This is a genomic window from Microbacterium sp. MAH-37, assembly GCF_009758255.1.
In the GTDB taxonomy this organism is placed as follows: Bacteria; Actinomycetota; Actinomycetes; order Actinomycetales; family Microbacteriaceae; genus Microbacterium.
The window spans coordinates 120567-136308 of the sequence record NZ_WSEN01000003.1 but is presented as its reverse complement, the minus strand read 5'-3'; the positions used below and the strand labels follow the sequence as shown (position 1 = coordinate 136308).

The following is a 15742-nucleotide window of genomic DNA, read 5'->3' as shown; positions in this document are numbered from 1 at the left end:
CGACGCTTGGCCCACTCAGCGGACCCGCTGCGGCGAGGCCCGGACGTTATCGCCATCGGGAGGCGTCATGGAAGGTCTCGAGGTCACGGTCCTGCTCGGCGCGACCATCGTCGTCGGCGCGATCATCGCGCCGCGGATGCGGCTCGCGCTCCCGCTCGTGCTCGTCGTGCTCGGCCTGCTGCTCGGCTTCGTACCCGCGCTCCGAGAGATCCAGCTGCCACCCGAGACGGTGCTGCTGCTGTTCCTGCCGGTCATGCTGTTCTGGGAGAGCCTGACCACATCGCTGCGCTCGATCCGCCGTGACTTCCGCTACATCCTTCCGATGAGCACCGTGCTCGTCGTCGCCAGCGCGTTCGCCGTGGCCGGTGTCGCGGTGCTGTTCGGACTGCCCTGGGAGGCAGCGCTGATCCTCGGCGCCGCCGTCGCCCCGCCGGATGCCACGGCCGTGGCCGCCCTGGGACGCCTCCTGCCTCGACGGATGTTCATGAAGCTCAAGGCGGAGAGCCTCACCAACGACGGCACCGCGCTGGTGCTCTACGCCATCGCCGTGTCGCTCGCCATGGGGGCGCAGATCACGCCGCTGTCGGTGACCTGGATGGTCGTGGTGTCCTATGTCGGCGGGATCGCCGCAGGCGTCGCTGTCGCCGGCATCGGCTATCTGGTGCTGCGCCGGATGACGTCGACGATCGTGATCAACGTCACACTGCTGCTCCTGCCGTTCACCGCCTTCCTGGTCGCCGAGCTCGTCGAGGCGTCTGGCGTGCTGGCCGTGGTCGTCGCCGGCCTGATCGTCGCCGCTGTCGCGCCGCGGATGACCACGGCTGCGTCGCGCCGGCAGGCCGATGCCGCCTGGCCGTTCGGCGTGTACCTGCTCAACGGCGCGCTCTTCGTGCTGATCGGCATCGAGGTGCAGTACGTCGTGCATGAGATCTCGGCGGCGATGATCGGATGGCTGGTGCTGGTGACCCTCGCGGTGTGGCTGGTGCTGCTGGCCGTGCGGCTGCTGTTCCAGCTGCTCACTGCGCCGTTCAGCAGGCATGGGTCGACCCTTCCTCCGCGCACGAGGGCGCGAGCGTGGATCGTCAGCACCGTCGCCGGAATGCGCGGTGCCGTGTCGCTGGCGATCGCGCTGTCGGTGCCGATCGCCACGGGCGCGGGTGATGCCGTCGAAGGGCGGGACTCCGTCATCTTCGTCACCGCCGGCGTCATCCTGCTCAGCCTCCTGGTGCAGGGGCCGCTGCTGCCAGCGATCGTGCGCTGGGCGAAGATCCCTGTCGACCACGCGGAGGACGAGGAGTACGAGATGGCGGAGCGTGCCATCTCGGGGGCGGCGCTCGCCGCACTGGACGAGCTCGCCGCGGAGCACGGTGTCAGCGAGGAGGTGCGCGACCGCGCCCGCCGCGAGGGCTACGAGGCCCTCGAACTGGCCAACGCCCGCACCCTGGAGCGCGAGCGCAGCCTCATCGACGCCGAGGTCGGCGCCATGGAGGCCATGCTCGACGAGCCGGACCCGCTGGCGCTCGAGTCCGCGGTCGACCCGGCGACCGCAGGATCCGCCGCGCCGCTGAAGATGCTCGCCGTGTCGACCGATGTCGACGTGCTGCAGCGCTCGCCGCTGGTGCGCCACGACGAGGCCACCCGCCTCAAGCTCGCACTGATCGAGCGCAAACGCGTCGTGCTGCACGGGCTGCGCCGGTCCGGTACGGTCGACGACCTGGTCGTGCGCCGCATCGCCGCGCGGATGGACCTCGAGGAGGTGCGGCTGCGCGGTATCGAGGAGTTCGGCTGACACCTCGCTGTGACGCCGTGTGACGGGCTGACTCGGGCGACACCGGATGCCGCACGTACGGTGATCGAGTCCCCCAAGAGAGGAACCCGACCACCATGTCTCGACGCATCACGTCCGTCATCGCCGCTGCCGCGGCAGCCACCGCACTCGTCGTCAGCCTCGCCGGCTGCGCCTCAAAGCCCGCCGCCGACGGCTCGTCGGATTCCGCCGACAAGGTGGTCAAGGTCGGCGTCGTCGACAAGAGCACCGCCCAGTGGCCGGCATTCGTCGAAGCCGCGAAGAAGGAGGGCATCACTGTCGAGCTGGTCGACTTCGCCTCTTACGAGCAGCCCAACCCCGCTCTCGCCGAGGGCGAGCTCGACCTGAACCAGTTCCAGCACATCGTCTACCTGGCCGACTACAACGTCTCCTCGGGCAAGGACCTCGTGCCGATCGGCGCGACGGCGATCTACCCGCTTGCGCTGTACTCCTCGAAGTACGACGACGTGAAGGACATCCAGAAGGGCGAGACCGTCGCCGTTCCGGATGACGCCTCGAACCAGGCTCGCGCCCTCCTCGTGCTGCAGTCCGCCGGCCTCATCGAGCTGAAGAGCGGAGGCACCACGTTCTCCGACCTTGCCGACATCGACAAGGACAAGTCCAAGGTCGAGGTCACGGCGCTCGAGGCCGCGCTCATCCCGCAGTCGCTGCCCGATGTCGCCGCCGCGATCATCAACAACGACTTCGTCGATCAGGCAGGTCTGAAGTTCTCCGACGCGATCGCACAGGACGACCCCACGGATCCGAACGCGCTCCCGTACGTCAACATCTTCGCGGCACGTGCCGAGGACAAGGACAACAAGACCTACCTCAAGCTCGTCGACATCTTCCAGAACGACCCCGGCGTGCAGAAGGGCCTGCAGGAGGCATCCGGCGACACCGCCGTGGCGCTGAAGACTCCTGTCGCCGACCTCGAGGACGCGCTGAAGAAGGTCCAGAAGGACACCGAGGCTGCCAAGGAAAGCGACTGATCGAAGACTGCGAGACAATCGGGCGGTGCGCCTTCGCGCCGCCCGATTCCGCCGTTCACAGGAAGAACCCCCGACAATGGCCATCGTGACCCTGTCCGACGTCACGAAGACGTATCCGCCCGCCGACAAGAACAGCGCCGCCGTCACAGCGGTCGATGACGTGACACTCGACATCGAGAAGGGCGACGTCTTCGGCATCATCGGCTACTCCGGAGCTGGCAAGTCGACGCTCGTGCGCCTCATCAACGCCCTCGAACCGGCGTCGTCCGGGTCGATCACCATCGACGGCACTGACATCACGCGCCTCTCCGAGCGCGAGCTGCGCCGCGTGCGCAGCGGCATCGGGATGATCTTCCAGCAGTTCAACCTGTTCTCCTCGAAGAACGTCAAGGCCAACATCGCCTATCCGCTGAGGCTGGCCGGCTGGAAGAAGTCCGAGATCGACGCCCGCGTCACCGAGCTCCTCGCCTTCGTCGGGCTCTCCGACAAGGCCAAGGCCTACCCGGAGCAGCTCTCCGGAGGTCAGAAGCAGCGCGTCGGCATCGCCCGCGCGCTCGCCACCGGCCCGGACATCCTGCTCGCCGACGAGGCGACCAGCGCGCTCGACCCGCAGACCACCCATGAGGTCCTTGAGCTGCTCAAGCGCGTGAACGAGGAGCAGGGCGTCACGATCGTCGTCATCACGCACGAGATGGACGTCATCCAGACCATCGCGACCAAGGTCGCCGTCATGGAGGGCGGCCGCGTCATCGAGCAGGGCGATGTGTTCGATGTGTTCTCGAACCCGCAGAACCCGGCTTCCCAGCGCTTCGTCGGCACCGTCATCAAGGGCATCCCGTCGCCGGCCGAGGCGGCATCGCTGCGCGAACGGCACGAAGGACGTCTGGTGACGTTCTCGTTCCGGGACGGTGATTCCTCGCAGGCGCAGGTCTTCCTCGACCTCGCGAATGCCGGGCTCGGCTTCGAGCTGGTCTACGGCGGCATCAACGACATCCGCGGTCGCGCGTTCGGGCATCTCACGCTCGCGATCAGAGGAGCGGATGCCGCGGTGGACGCGGCTCTGCAGACGATCGGCGCCCATGCGCAGGTCACCGAGCTCGAAGGCGAGGTGCGCTGATGGACAGGCTCAACGAGCTGTGGCCCGAACTCTGGCAGGCGGCCCTCGAGACGCTCTACATGGCGACCTTCGCCCTCATCATGGCGGGCGTGCTGGGGACTTTCATCGGCATCGCCCTGTACCTCACCCGTCGTGGCGGCCTGCTGCCGAACCGGGTGATCAATTTCATCCTCGAGTTGTTCGTGAACTTCTTCAGGCCCATTCCGTTCCTGATCTTCATCGCGGTCGCACAGCCGCTCACCAGGGCCATCGTCGGCGTCGGCATCGGCACCACGGCCGGAGCCTTCGCGATCGGTCTCGCGGCGTCGTTCGCCATCGGACGGATCGTGGAGCAGCATCTCGTCTCGGTGTCACCTGGTGTGATCGAGGCGGCGCGCGCAATGGGCGCGGGGCCGTGGCGCATCCTGTTCACGGTCGTGATCCCCGAATCGCTCGGGCCACTGATCCTCGGCTACACGTTCGTCGTCGTCGCGCTGATCGACATGACCGCGATGGCCGGGGCAGTAGGCGGTGGCGGGCTCGGCGCGTTCGCCCTGACCTACGGCTTCCGGCGCTTCGAGCCGATCGTGATGTGGGCGGCGATCATCCTCATCGTCGTGTTCGTGCATCTGGTGCAGCTGCTCGGCACGAAACTGGCCCGCAAGGTCATGCGGCGCTGAGCGGTCCCTCGGGGTTCACATAGCCGCGTCGCGTAGCGTGCTGTGACATGAACGTGGTCGACGTCATCGCCGTCGTGCTGCTGATCGTCGCGCTCCTGAGCGGCATCCGCGCCGGCCTGTTCGCCGTACTCGGGATGCTCTGCGGCCTCATCGCGGGCGGTCTCGCCGCACCCTGGGTGCTGCCGTGGGTGTCCGGGCTGACGGCGACGAGCGAGTGGCACGGGTTCTCCGTCGTCGGGAGTGCGATCCTGCTCCTCGCGATCGGGGCGAGCATCGGCGCCGGGATCGGCAGCCTGTTCGGGCACGGCGCCGACAAGCTCAAGCTGCGCGGCATCGAGCGCCTGCTCGGCGGCGTACTCGCGGTCGTCACCGCGGCGCTCGCGCTCACCCTCACCGGGGCGGGCATCGCCGCAGCGGGCATCCCGGTCGTCTCGGCCTCGGTAGCCTCCTCCACTGTCCTCCGGACGATCCAGGACAGTACTCCGCCGCCGGTCGCCGAGGCGATGGCGCGGCTGCACTCCGCCGTGCTCGGCGACACGACCCTGCCCACGATCGACGGTCTCCTCGACGAGAGCGACCTGGCGAACGCCCCGGATCCCGGCGAGATCGACACCGACGACCCCGCGCTCGCGGCGGCCGCGCGATCGGTGGCCAAGGTCTCCGGCATGGCGCCGGCGTGCGGTGTGGTCTCCAGCGGTTCCGGATTCGTCGTCGCCGACGACCTGATCGTCACGAACGCGCACGTCGTCGCCGGCGTCGACGCGCCGATCGTCGAGCTGCCGGGGGAGCCCGCGCGGGACGGGCGCGTGGTGTACTTCGATCCCGTGGACGACCTCGCCGTGGTCGCAGCCGATGTGCGCGCCGACCCGCTGCCGCTGGCGGACACGCTGCAGGCCGGCGACGGCGGCGTGGTGCAGGGCTACCCGCACGGAGGCCCGTTCCGCACCGTCCCCGCCGGTGTCATCCGCGCGGGCGCGCTGCTGATCGACGATATCTACGGCACGAGCACCGCGGAGCGATCGGTGTACACGCTGCAGGCCGACGTGCAGCCCGGGAACTCCGGCGGTCCGCTGCTCACCCAGAGCGGCGCCGTCGCGGGGGTCGTCTTCGCCCGCGACGAGGTGCAGCCCCAGGTCGGCTACGCGATGACGAACGCGGAGCTGCTTCCCGTGCTCGCCCGCCTCGATCCCGCGGCGCGCGCGGTGTCCACCGGCAGCTGCCGCACCTGAGAACCGCTACGGACGCTCCTGCAGCGTCCTGCGCGTGACGAACTCGCGCGGCGCCCCGCTGAGCGGGTCCACGAACCGCAGCTCGCGCGCCAGAAGCTGCAGCGGCCTGGCGAAGTCGTCGGGCGCCTCCGGCAGCAGATCGGGGTAGAACCCGTCGTTCAGAATGCCGGCCCCGAGGGCGGACAGATGCACGCGCAGCTGGTGCATCTTGCCGCTGTGCGGGCGCAGCAGCGTGTGCACGACGCGGTCGTCGAAGTCGATCAGCTCGATCAGCGTCTCGGAGTTCGGCTCGCGATCCGGATCCACCCGCACGCACACGTGCGCACGCAGCTTCTCGATGTGGTTGCGGTGCACGATCGGGAAGCGGATGCCGGCGAGCGCCGGCTCTGCGGCATCCCAGTCCGTCGGCAGCGCAGAGACTGCCTCGTAGACCTTCTCGACCGTCCGCTTCTCGAAGAGCAGCTGATAGGCGCCCCGGGTCTCGGGGCGCGTCGAGAACATCAGCAGGCCGGCGGTGGCGCGGTCGAGCCGGTGGATCGGCGTGAGATCGGGGTTTCCCAGCAGATTGCGCAGGCGCACGAGTGCGGAGTTCTGCAGGTACTTGCCACCGGGGGTCGTCGGCAGGAAGTGCGGCTTGTCGACGACGACGAGGTCGCGGTCCTGGTGCAGGATCTCGACCTCGAACGGGATGTCGCGCTCCTGGGGAGGCTCCCGGTAGTACCAGACGAACTCCTCGGCGCCCAGGGGAGTGTCGCGTGCGAGCGAGGATCCGTCGAACGCGACGATCTCACCGCGATCGAACCGCCGCAGCAGCCGCTCCGGGTCGAGGTGCGAGAACCGCTCCGCCATGTACTGCGAGACCGTGCCCCAGGGCCCCTCCAGCGGCACATGGAGCCTGGTGGCACCCACCCCGTCGCGCACCGGGAGCGGTGAAGCCATCGCCATCAGCGCGCGCCCGCGGCGAGCCAGGCGTCGAACGACGTCGGCGCGATCCGCGCACCGGCGGGCGGCAGCAGCACCTCGCCGGAGAACTCCAGTCCGAGCGCGGCGCCGGCCCAGGACGCGCGGATCGCACGATCCGCACCGCGGGCCGCGAAGGTGCGCCGCGCCATGTCCACCGCATCCTCGGTGCGGGGACCGGCGACGACGACCCCGGCTGGCTCCGGCGCTCCGAGAGCCGCCTCGACGAGGACGGATGCCACATCGGCGGGAGCGATCGGCTGCAGCAGCAGCGGCGGAACGACGGCCTCGCCGCCGGACACCGCGCGCTCGGCGATCATCGCGGGGAAATCGTGGAACTGCGTCGCGCGCACGATCGTGTGGGGGACGGCGCCGGCGCGGACGGTGCGCTCCTGCGCCCGCTTGCCGAAGTAGTGCGGTCCGCCCCGGACGGCGTCGATGGCGGCGATCGACAGCGCGACGTGGTGCCCGACACCCGCCGCGAGCTCTGCGACGAGCTGGTTCTCCGACGCCGCCGTGTAGACGCGCTCGGCGTCGGCAGCGTCGGCGGCTGCGGGGTTCGAGGCGTCGATGAGCGCCTCGACGCCGGTGAGCCGCTGCGCCAGACCGGCGCCGCTCAGCAGATCGACGCCCTCGCCCCGGCTCAGTGAGACCGCCTCATGGCCGCTCTGTGCGAGCAGCGCAACCACCAGTCGTCCGATTCGTCCGGTCCCGCCGGCCACCGCGATGCGCATGATTCCCTGTCTCCGTCCGTCGTCTCTCCGGCGCCCGTTCAGACGTCGAAGCTCAGGCTCAGCTTGCGCAGCAGCCCGGCCAGTCGTTCGCGTTCGGCGCGGGGGAGCGCCGCCAGCAAGGTCGCTTCTGCGTCGACGAGTCGGGTGATCGCGGCGTCCACCCGCACCCTGCCGTCGTCGGTGAGGGTCACGAGCACACTACGGCCGTCACCCGGGTCGGCCTCGCGGCGCACCAGACGACGGCCGACGAGCCGGTCGATCCTGTTCGTCATGGTGCCGCTGGAGACCAGGGTCTGCTGCAACAGCTGCTTCGGCGAGAGCTGGAACGGCGCGCCGGCACGGCGCAGCGCCGAGAGCACATCCCACTCCCACGACTCCAGGTCGCTGCGGTGGAACACGTCGCGCCGGGCGCGATCGAGGTGCCGGGAGAGGCGGTCCACGCGCGACAGCACCTCGAGCGGCGAGAAGTCGAGATCGGGACGCTGTGTCGTCCACGCCGCGACGATCCGGTCGACCTCGTCGCTCGCCCGCTGCTCGCCGATGCTCATCCGTCCATTATCGCGGCAGGTCGAGGGCCGGCGGTTCCCCGGCGCGGGGTGCGGCTGAGAGCCGCATCGTGAAGAACAGGCTGTGAGGATCGTCGGCGTACGAGCCGAAGGGTTCGCACTCGTCGAAGCCGGCCTTCGCGTAGAGCCGATGCGCGGACCAGAAGTAGTCGCTCGCGCCGGTCTCCAGCGACAGCCGCTGCACGCCACGCGCACGTGCATCGTCGATCAGCGCGCGGAGCATCGTCGTTCCCACACCGCGGCCCCGGGCAAGGGGAGCCGTGCGCATCGACTTGAGCTCCTCGTGGCCGGGTTCCAGCGGGATCAGAGCCCCGGTGCCGACGAGTTCGTCGGCCACGGTCGCGGAGAACAGGCGGACTGTCGACGAGAACAGCTGGGACCCGGCCAGCGCGTGTCTGCTCTCCGCAGGCGCGGTCGGCGCCAGGTCGCGCAGATGATCAGCGAGGAAGCGCTCCAGAGCGGGGGTCGGCGCGTGCACACGGGTGATTCGGATCATCATGGTTCCACGGTGGCCCACGCCCGTTACGGTGACGTTGCGGGTGGGTTCCGCGCCCGTCACGCGCAGCGACGCATGGCAGACTTGACGGGCGGCCCGCTCCGGTCGGCCGCGGTCCGCCGTGGTGTAATGGCAGCACGACAGCCTTTGGAGCTGTGAGGTTCAGGTTCGAGTCCTGGCGGCGGAGCATGACGCAGAACAATCTCGCCATCGTCGTCCTCGCTGCGGGACAGGGCACCCGCATGAAGTCCAAGCGGCCCAAGGTGCTGCACGAGATCGGCGGTCGCCCGCTGGTCGGACACGTGCTCACCCAGGCCGCGGCGCTGGACGCCTCGTACGTCGAGGTCGTCGTGCGGCACGAGCGCGACCAGGTCGTGTCGGCGCTCTCGGCGCAGTACCCCGGAGCCGTGATCGTCGACCAGGACGAGATCCCGGGAACAGGACGTGCCGTGCAGGTCGCGCTGGACGCGCTGCCCGCCGACTTCGACGGCGACGTGCTCGTGCTCTCCGGCGATGTTCCCCTGCTCGAGGCAGACACGCTGCGCGCCCTCATCGACGGCCACCGCGCGGCATCCGCCGCCGCTACTCTGCTGAGCGCCGTCCTCGACGACCCGACCGGCTACGGCCGCATCATCCGCGACACCGCGGGTGGCGTGCAGCGCATCGTCGAGCAGAAGGACGCGGATGCCGCAGAGGCGGCCGTGCATGAGATCAACGCCGGCGTCTACGTGTTCCGCGCTCCGCAGCTGCGCACGCACCTGGCAAGGATCACGCAGGACAACGCCCAGGGCGAGCTGTACCTCACCGACGTGATCGGGCTGCTGCGCGAGGCATCCGAGCCGGTGGCCGCCGAGATCGCCGCGGACGCCGCCTCCACCTTCGGCATCAACGATCGCATCCAGCTCGCCGAGGCGGGCAAGGTGCTGCGGCAGCGCATCATCCGCCGCTGGCAGCGCGAGGGCGTCACCGTCGTCGACCCGGAGACCACCTGGATCGACGACGACGCGGTGCTCGCGCCCGACGTGACGATCCTGCCGAACACGCAGCTGCTGCGCGCCACGAAGGTGGACTCCGGAGCGATCATCGGCCCCGACACGACGCTCGTCGACTGCGAGGTCGGCGAGGACGCGGTGGTCAAGCGCACCGACGCGACCCTCGCGGTGATCGGCGCGCGGGCCACCGTCGGCCCGTTCTCCTACCTGCGTGCGGGCACCGTGCTCGGCGAGGGCGGCAAGATCGGCGCCTACGTCGAGACGAAGAACGCGCAGATCGGCGAGGGCTCCAAGGTGCCGCACCTGTCCTACGTCGGCGATGCCACGATCGGCCGCGGGGTCAACCTCGGCGCCAGTACGATCACCGCCAACTACGACGATGTGAACAAGCACCGCACCGAGATCGGCGACGAGGTGCACACCGGCTCGCACACGGTGCTCGTCGCGCCCGTTAGGCTTGGTGCTGGAGCGAAGACCGGGGCCGGAGCCGTCGTCCGCAAGGACGTGCCGGCTGGTGCACTGGCCATGAGCGTCGCCCCTCAGCGCAACATCGAGGGGTGGGTCGAGAAGAACAGGGCGGGCACGGCCGCGGCGGACGCTGCGGCACGGGCCGAATCGGCGGAATAGGCGGATCCCGATGGGGCGCAAGAAGAAGACGATCGAGCTGGACCGCGAGAACGGCGTCGCGCCGGGTCTGATCGCCAAGACCAAGAAGCGACTCGTCGTCGCGGGCGGGCGATCGGTCCCCGAGCTGACGCGCCAGGTCGCGGGAGCCCTCGGCACCGAGATCGCGCCGGTCGAGCACCGCACGTTCGCGTCTGGCGAGATCTACGCCCGGTTCGAGGTCTCCATCCGCGGCTGCGACCTGTTCATCGTGCAGTCGTTCGGCGAGCCGGTGAACGAGTGGCTGATGGAGACGCTGATCATGCTCGACGCGGCAAAGCGCGCGTCGGCCAAGCGCATCACCGTCGTCGCCCCGTACTACCCGTACTCCCGTCAGGACAAGAAGGGCCGCGGCCGCGAGCCGATCAGCGCCCGCCTCGTCGCCGACCTGCTGAAGACCGCCGGTGCCGACCGCGTGATGAGCGTCGACCTGCACGCCGCGCAGATCCAGGGCTTCTTCGACGGCCCCGTCGACCACCTGTTCGCCAAGCCCGTGCTGCTGCGTCACTTCGAAGAGACCCTCACCGCCGAGGACCGCGAGACGCTCACGATCGTCTCGCCCGACATGGGCCGCGTGCGCGTCGCGGACACCTGGTCCGACAGCCTCGACGCGCCGCTGGCGATCATTCACAAGCGCCGCGACCCGAAGGTCGCCAACCAGGTCTCCGTTCACGAGATCGTCGGCGCCGTCGACGGCCGCACCTGCCTGCTGGTCGACGACATGATCGACACCGGCGGCACGATCGTCAAGGCCGCGCAGGCGCTCAAGGCCAACGGCGCCCGCAAGGTGATCGTCGCCGCGACCCACGCGATCTTCAGCGACCCGGCATCCGATCGACTGCAGGACACCGCGATCGACGAGGTCGTCGTCACCGACACGATCCCGCTGTCCGAGTCGCGCCGGTTCCCCGGCCTCACGATCCTGCCGATCGCGCCGCTGCTGGCGACCGCGATCAAGCAGGTCTTCGAGGACGGCTCGGTCACGAGCATGTTCAACGGCGAGGCCTGAGCCTTTACCCCTCTCGCGGGTTCCCTACGGCTCTCTCATAGCCGGGCATCGGATGCTGGTCGCATGACTTCTCACGCGATCCGCACCGGTACCGCCCTCGTCGGGGTCGCCGGCGCGCTCCTGCTGGCCGGCTGCTCCGGCGCCGCCGATGCCGAGGACGGCGGGGCCGCGGCCGGTGCCGACTACAAAGACGGCACGTATACGGCCGAGGGCTCCTACCAGACCCCGGAGACCGTCGAGCAGGTCTCCGTGACGCTCACGCTGAAGGACGGGATCGTCAGCGACGTCGAGGTGACCGGCGACCCGCAGGCGCGCGAGACCGAGCAGTATCAGGGGCAGTTCATCGACGGCATCGCCGCGGTGGTCGACGGCAAGAGCATCGACGAGCTGCAGGTCGACCGCGTCGCCGGCTCGTCGCTGACCAGCGGCGGGTTCAACCAGGCGATCGAGAAGATCAAAGAGCAGGCGTCCGAGTAGCCGCAGCTTCCCCCTGCTCCGGTCTCACTCGATGCGGGTCCGGGGCGCCGAGCACCCGCAGGGAGTGAGACCGGAGCGATGGAGACCTGGCGGTTCGACGCGATAGGCACGGTCTGGGAGGTCGAGACCGAGGAACGGCTCGGTGCGCAGGAGCGTGTCGCGGTCTCGGCGGTGATCGACCGGTTCGACGCCGAGTGGTCGCGATTCCGTGCAGACTCCGTCGTGTCGCGGATCGCCGCCGGCGGGCGGGTCCCGGCTCCGGCGGATGCTGCGGCGATGCTGGGCCTGTATCGGGAGCTCTCGGACGCCACTGCGGGCGCCGTGAACCCGCTCACGGGCGCGAGCCTCGTGGCGCTCGGCTACGACGCGTCGTACTCGCTGGTGCCCTCCGCCGCGCGTCCGGCGCCGGAGGACTGGACGCGCGCGTTGCAATGGACGGATGCCGCGCTGTCGCTCGAGGTCCCCGCCGTGATCGACGTCGGCGCGCTCGGCAAGGGACGCCTGGTCGACCTCGTGCTCGCGGAGCTGGTCCGGGTCGATGGCCGTGTCGTCGTCGACGCAGGCGGAGACCTCGCGGTGCGGGGCGGGAGCATCCGGGTCGCGCTGGAGCATCCCTACGATACGTCTCGCGCTGTCGGTGTCGTCGAGGTGCGCGACCGGGCATTGTGCGCCTCTGCGACCAACCGCCGGGCCTGGGGCGACGGCCTGCACCACGTGCTCGACGCGCGCACCGGTCTGCCGGTGCGACGATGGGCGGCGACGTGGGCGCTCGCGCCCGATGCGATGCTCGCCGACGCCGCGACGACCGCCTTGTTCTTCGACGGAGGTCCGGCATTCGCCGACGCCCGCGGCATCCCGTGGGTGCGCATGGCAACCGACGGCCGGATGCAGGCTTCGCCGGGATTCCTCGGGGAGCTCTTCCTGGCCGGGATGGGAGAGTAGGGGTGTGATCAGCTCACTCACCGCGTTCCGCCAGCGCGTCCTCGCCGTGCTCGCCGCGATCTCGATGTACCGATTCGTGCTGTTCGCGCTGATCGGGCTCGGGGTCATCGCGCTTGGGCTCTCGCTGTTCGGCCAGATCGGGCCGTCCGCCACTGAGCTGCTCGCGACCTATGTTGTCCTCGCCGTCGTGATCTCGGCGGTGGATGCTGCGGCGCAGCGGATCCTGCGACTGCCGTGGCGCATCGAGTCTTCGCTGGTCACCGCCTTCATTCTGCTGTTCGTGCTGCAGCCCCAGCTGACTCTGCCCGGGGTCGGAGGGGTCGCGCTCGCCGGCGCGCTGGCCAGCCTGTCGAAGTACCTCATCGCCTGGCGTGGACGGCACATCCTGAACCCCGCCGCCTTCGGCGCGGCCGTCGTGTCGATCTTCGGCCTCGGCACCACCGCGTCGTGGTGGGTCGGAACTCCGGCGATGGCCGTGCCCGTCGCCGTGCTCGGACTGCTCGTACTGTGGCGCACCGAGAAAGTGCGCGTCGTGGCGCTGTTCGCCGTGGTCGCCGTCGGCGTCTCGGTGGTGCGGCAGGCCGTACAGCTGACCGCCGCGGGACTGGACTTCGCCGTGGGAGACGCGATCAGCATGGCGCTGCTGCAGTCGCCGATCCTGTTCCTTGGCGCGTTCATGCTGTCCGAGCCACTGACGCTGCCGCCGCGGCGCTGGCAGCAGTTCTGGGTCGCCGCTCTCGTCGGCGCACTGGTGGGCTGGCCGATCCCGGTCGGCGCGCTGTTCACACTCGGACAGGAACGTGCGCTGCTGCTCGGCAACCTGCTGGCCTTCGCGTTCGCGCTGCGCGGCTCGGTGCGCCTGGTGCTCGAGAAGCGCGAGTTCGTCACCCCGACCGTGCAGGAGCTCACGTTCCGCACGAAGAGCCGGCTGCGGTTTCTCGCAGGGCAGTACCTCGAGCTCGACGTGCCGCATCACCGGCCGGATGCCAGGGGCACGCGCCGCGAGTTCAGCATCCTGTCCGCGCCCTCGGATCTGCCGACGCTGCGGATCGCCTACAAGAACGGCGATCAGCAGCATCCGTCCAGCTACAAGCGCGCGCTCGCGGAGGCGCAGCCCGGAGCGGTGCTCGCCGTCACGGGAACCTGGGGAGACTTCGTGCTGCCGCGCGGCGCGTCGCCGGTGCTGATGGTCGCCGCCGGCATCGGTGTCACGCCGTTCGTCTCTCAATTGCGCGAGCTGCGTGGCACGGGTGCGGCACGCGACGTGGTGCTGATCTACGTCGCATCGGATGCCGCGGAGCTGGCCTTCCGCGACGAGCTGGCCGAGACCGGTGCTCCGGTCGTCGTCTTCACCCGCGACCGGCCGCAGGACCTGCCCGCGCACTGGACCTGGGCGCGGGGCGTGCGTCTGGACGCCGACGGCCTGGAGCAGGTCGTCCCCGATCTGCCGGCACGGCACGCGTTCATCTCGGGTCCGCCCCGCCTCATCGCCGACCTCGCTCCCGCGCTGCAGAAGGCGCGGTCCCTGACGACCGACGCGTTCGCCGGGTACTGACCCGTCCGACCCGTCTGACCCGTCTGACCCGTCGCCGGTTCCTCGAGACTTCCTTTCGGGCACGAGACGGCTCGCCCTCGCACGAGTCTCAAGCTGTAGGGGAAGTCTGGACGGAGGCCACGGGGAGGCGCACGAGGAATGTCGTGTCACCGGGGACGCTCTCGACGCTGATGGTGCCGCCATGGCCCTCGACGATCGCCTTCGCGATCGCGAGGCCGAGGCCGGTGCCGCCTGTCTGGCGTGCACGGGAGACGTCGCCTCGTGCGAAGCGCGCGAACAGCTCCTCGCGCACCTTCGGATCGATCCCGGGGCCGTCGTCGTGCACGCGCAGCTCGGCACCGTCCGTCGTCGCCGCGACGCTCAGCGTGATCGTCGTGCCGGCCGGCGTGTGCGTGCGGGCGTTGGCGAGCAGGTTTCCGACCACCTGGTGCAGGCGCCCGGCGTCGCCGTCGATCATGATCGGCTCCTCTGGTACGTCCAGCTCCCAGACGTGATCGGATGCCGTCGGCCGGGCATCCGTCAGCTCTTCGACCGCGAGCATCGTGAGGTCGACCGGGGCGTGCGCCAGTTCGCGGCCCTCGTCCAGGCGCGCGAGCAGCAGCAGGTCCTCGACCAGCCGCGTCATCCGCAGGGACTGCGCCTGGATGCGCTCCAGAGCGGTGTGCGCGGTCTCGGGCAGCTCCTTGTCGCGCAGGGAGAGCTCGGAGTATCCCCGGATCGAGGCCAGCGGTGTGCGGAGCTCATGGCTCGCATCGGCGACGAATCGGCGCATCCGCTCCTCGTTCTGCTGCCGGGCCGCGAGAGAGGTGTCGACGTGGTCGAGGAGCGTGTTCAGGGCGGCGCCGACGAGGCCGGTCTCGGTGCGGGGGTCGGCCTCCTCATCCGCGACGCGTTCGGTGATCGACACCTCTCCGCGGTCCAGCGGCTGGTTCGCGACGCGGGTCGCGGTGGCGACCACCGCGCGCAGCGGCCGAAGGCCGACGCTGATCGTGACCGCGGTGGTGAGCGCGAGCAGGATCAGGCCGCCCAGTGTGGCCAGGGCGATCACGGTGAACAGCTGCGCCATCGTGGACTGGATGCCGGCGCGGGAGAGTCCGGTGACGACGGTAGAACCGTCGGGCGTGCGCGTGACGATCAGTGAGTACGAACCGTAGTCGGGCAGTGAGACCGTGGCCGCGTTGGTGTTCCGCAGCGCGTTCTGGATCTCGAACAGGTCGCCCGCGCTCAGCGCCTTCAGAGTCGACGGAGGGGTGAGGATCACGCCCGACGGCGCCCCGTTCGTCGGGGCGATGGCGAGAAGCAGGCCCGCGCCGCCTTGGAACGTCTTGCCCTGCAGCACCTGCTGCGCGGTGAGATCGTCCGGATGGGAGGAGAGCAGTTCGGCCTCGGTGACGAACCGCGTCGTGTCCACGGCCGTGGAGCGCAGCTGGCTGTTCAGCTGGTCGTTCATCGTCGTCCCGAGCGTGACGCTCGTGATGATCGCGACGATGGCGAGGATGAGCGACACGAAGCCGATCACCGCGGCCATCAGCCGCGCCTGCAGG

The 15742-nt window shown here is 69.9% G+C and carries 15 protein-coding genes and 1 tRNA gene; 11 read left to right on the top strand and 5 right to left on the bottom strand.

Going from position 1 to position 15742, the window contains the following annotated elements; translation table 11 throughout:
- The first annotated feature begins 67 nt into the window (after positions 1 to 67).
- The 5 genes from GON06_RS03025 (at position 68) to GON06_RS03005 (ending at position 5804) form a co-directional block, all read left to right on the top strand.
- Positions 68 to 1789 carry a Na+/H+ antiporter gene (locus GON06_RS03025; RefSeq protein ID WP_157310810.1) on the top strand — a complete coding sequence of 574 codons (1722 nt, stop codon included), beginning with the start codon at positions 68 to 70 and terminating at the stop codon, positions 1787 to 1789.
- A 95-nt stretch (positions 1790 to 1884) separates the two neighbouring features.
- Positions 1885 to 2799, top strand: a complete 915-nt coding sequence (locus GON06_RS03020) for a MetQ/NlpA family ABC transporter substrate-binding protein (protein ID WP_157310809.1) — start codon at positions 1885 to 1887, stop codon at positions 2797 to 2799.
- Positions 2800 to 2875: 76 nt separating this feature from the next.
- A complete protein-coding gene (locus GON06_RS03015) occupies positions 2876 to 3916 on the top strand; it encodes a methionine ABC transporter ATP-binding protein (RefSeq protein ID WP_157310808.1) in 1041 nt (346 codons plus the stop codon).
- A complete protein-coding gene (locus GON06_RS03010) occupies positions 3916 to 4575 on the top strand; it encodes a methionine ABC transporter permease (RefSeq protein WP_157310807.1) in 660 nt (219 codons plus the stop codon). The genes GON06_RS03015 and GON06_RS03010 overlap by 1 nt, the downstream gene beginning before the upstream one ends.
- 47 nt (positions 4576 to 4622) lie before the next feature.
- On the top strand, positions 4623 to 5804 hold the full coding sequence (locus GON06_RS03005; protein ID WP_157310806.1) for a MarP family serine protease: 1182 nt from the start codon (positions 4623 to 4625) through the stop codon (positions 5802 to 5804).
- Positions 5805 to 5810: 6 nt separating this feature from the next.
- Here GON06_RS03005 and GON06_RS03000 read toward each other — a convergent pair whose 3' ends face one another.
- The 4 genes from GON06_RS03000 to GON06_RS02985 are packed head-to-tail and all read right to left on the bottom strand — an operon-like array spanning position 5811 to position 8563.
- Complete coding sequence (locus tag GON06_RS03000; RefSeq protein WP_198346585.1) at positions 5811 to 6743, bottom strand: pseudouridine synthase; 933 nt, start codon at positions 6741 to 6743, stop codon at positions 5811 to 5813.
- 5 nt (positions 6744 to 6748) lie between these two features.
- Positions 6749 to 7498: an SDR family oxidoreductase gene (locus GON06_RS02995; RefSeq protein ID WP_157310804.1), complete on the bottom strand. Its 750-nt coding sequence runs from the start codon at positions 7496 to 7498 to the stop codon at positions 6749 to 6751.
- Positions 7499 to 7536: 38 nt separating this feature from the next.
- The gene (locus GON06_RS02990) at positions 7537 to 8046 is read right to left on the bottom strand and encodes a MarR family winged helix-turn-helix transcriptional regulator (RefSeq protein WP_157310803.1); all 510 of its coding nucleotides are present in this window, start codon (positions 8044 to 8046) and stop codon (positions 7537 to 7539) included.
- A gap of 7 nt (positions 8047 to 8053) precedes the next feature.
- The gene (locus GON06_RS02985) at positions 8054 to 8563 is read right to left on the bottom strand and encodes a GNAT family N-acetyltransferase (protein ID WP_157310802.1); all 510 of its coding nucleotides are present in this window, start codon (positions 8561 to 8563) and stop codon (positions 8054 to 8056) included.
- 112 nt (positions 8564 to 8675) lie between these two features.
- Between GON06_RS02985 and GON06_RS02980 the strand changes: the two genes are divergently transcribed.
- From GON06_RS02980 to GON06_RS02955, 6 genes are all read left to right on the top strand, one after another.
- Positions 8676 to 8747: transfer RNA gene (locus GON06_RS02980), tRNA-Gln, on the top strand.
- A 1-nt stretch (position 8748) separates the two neighbouring features.
- A complete protein-coding gene (glmU, locus tag GON06_RS02975; protein WP_157310801.1) occupies positions 8749 to 10179 on the top strand; it encodes a bifunctional UDP-N-acetylglucosamine diphosphorylase/glucosamine-1-phosphate N-acetyltransferase GlmU in 1431 nt (476 codons plus the stop codon).
- Positions 10180 to 10189: 10 nt separating this feature from the next.
- Positions 10190 to 11224 carry a ribose-phosphate diphosphokinase gene (locus tag GON06_RS02970; protein ID WP_157310800.1) on the top strand — a complete coding sequence of 345 codons (1035 nt, stop codon included), beginning with the start codon at positions 10190 to 10192 and terminating at the stop codon, positions 11222 to 11224.
- 63 nt (positions 11225 to 11287) lie between these two features.
- Positions 11288 to 11701, top strand: a complete 414-nt coding sequence (locus tag GON06_RS02965) for an FMN-binding protein (protein WP_157310799.1) — start codon at positions 11288 to 11290, stop codon at positions 11699 to 11701.
- 78 nt (positions 11702 to 11779) lie between these two features.
- On the top strand, positions 11780 to 12643 hold the full coding sequence (locus tag GON06_RS02960; protein ID WP_157310798.1) for an FAD:protein FMN transferase: 864 nt from the start codon (positions 11780 to 11782) through the stop codon (positions 12641 to 12643).
- 4 nt (positions 12644 to 12647) lie between these two features.
- Positions 12648 to 14198: an FAD-dependent oxidoreductase gene (locus GON06_RS02955; RefSeq protein WP_332837116.1), complete on the top strand. Its 1551-nt coding sequence runs from the start codon at positions 12648 to 12650 to the stop codon at positions 14196 to 14198.
- Between the two features lie 88 nt (positions 14199 to 14286).
- On the opposite strand, the gene GON06_RS02950 is transcribed toward GON06_RS02955, so the two are convergent.
- Positions 14287 to 15726 (bottom strand): ATP-binding protein, encoded by a 1440-nt coding sequence (locus tag GON06_RS02950; protein ID WP_157310911.1) that lies wholly within the window; start codon positions 15724 to 15726, stop codon positions 14287 to 14289.
- Between the last annotated feature and the right edge of the window lie 16 nt (positions 15727 to 15742).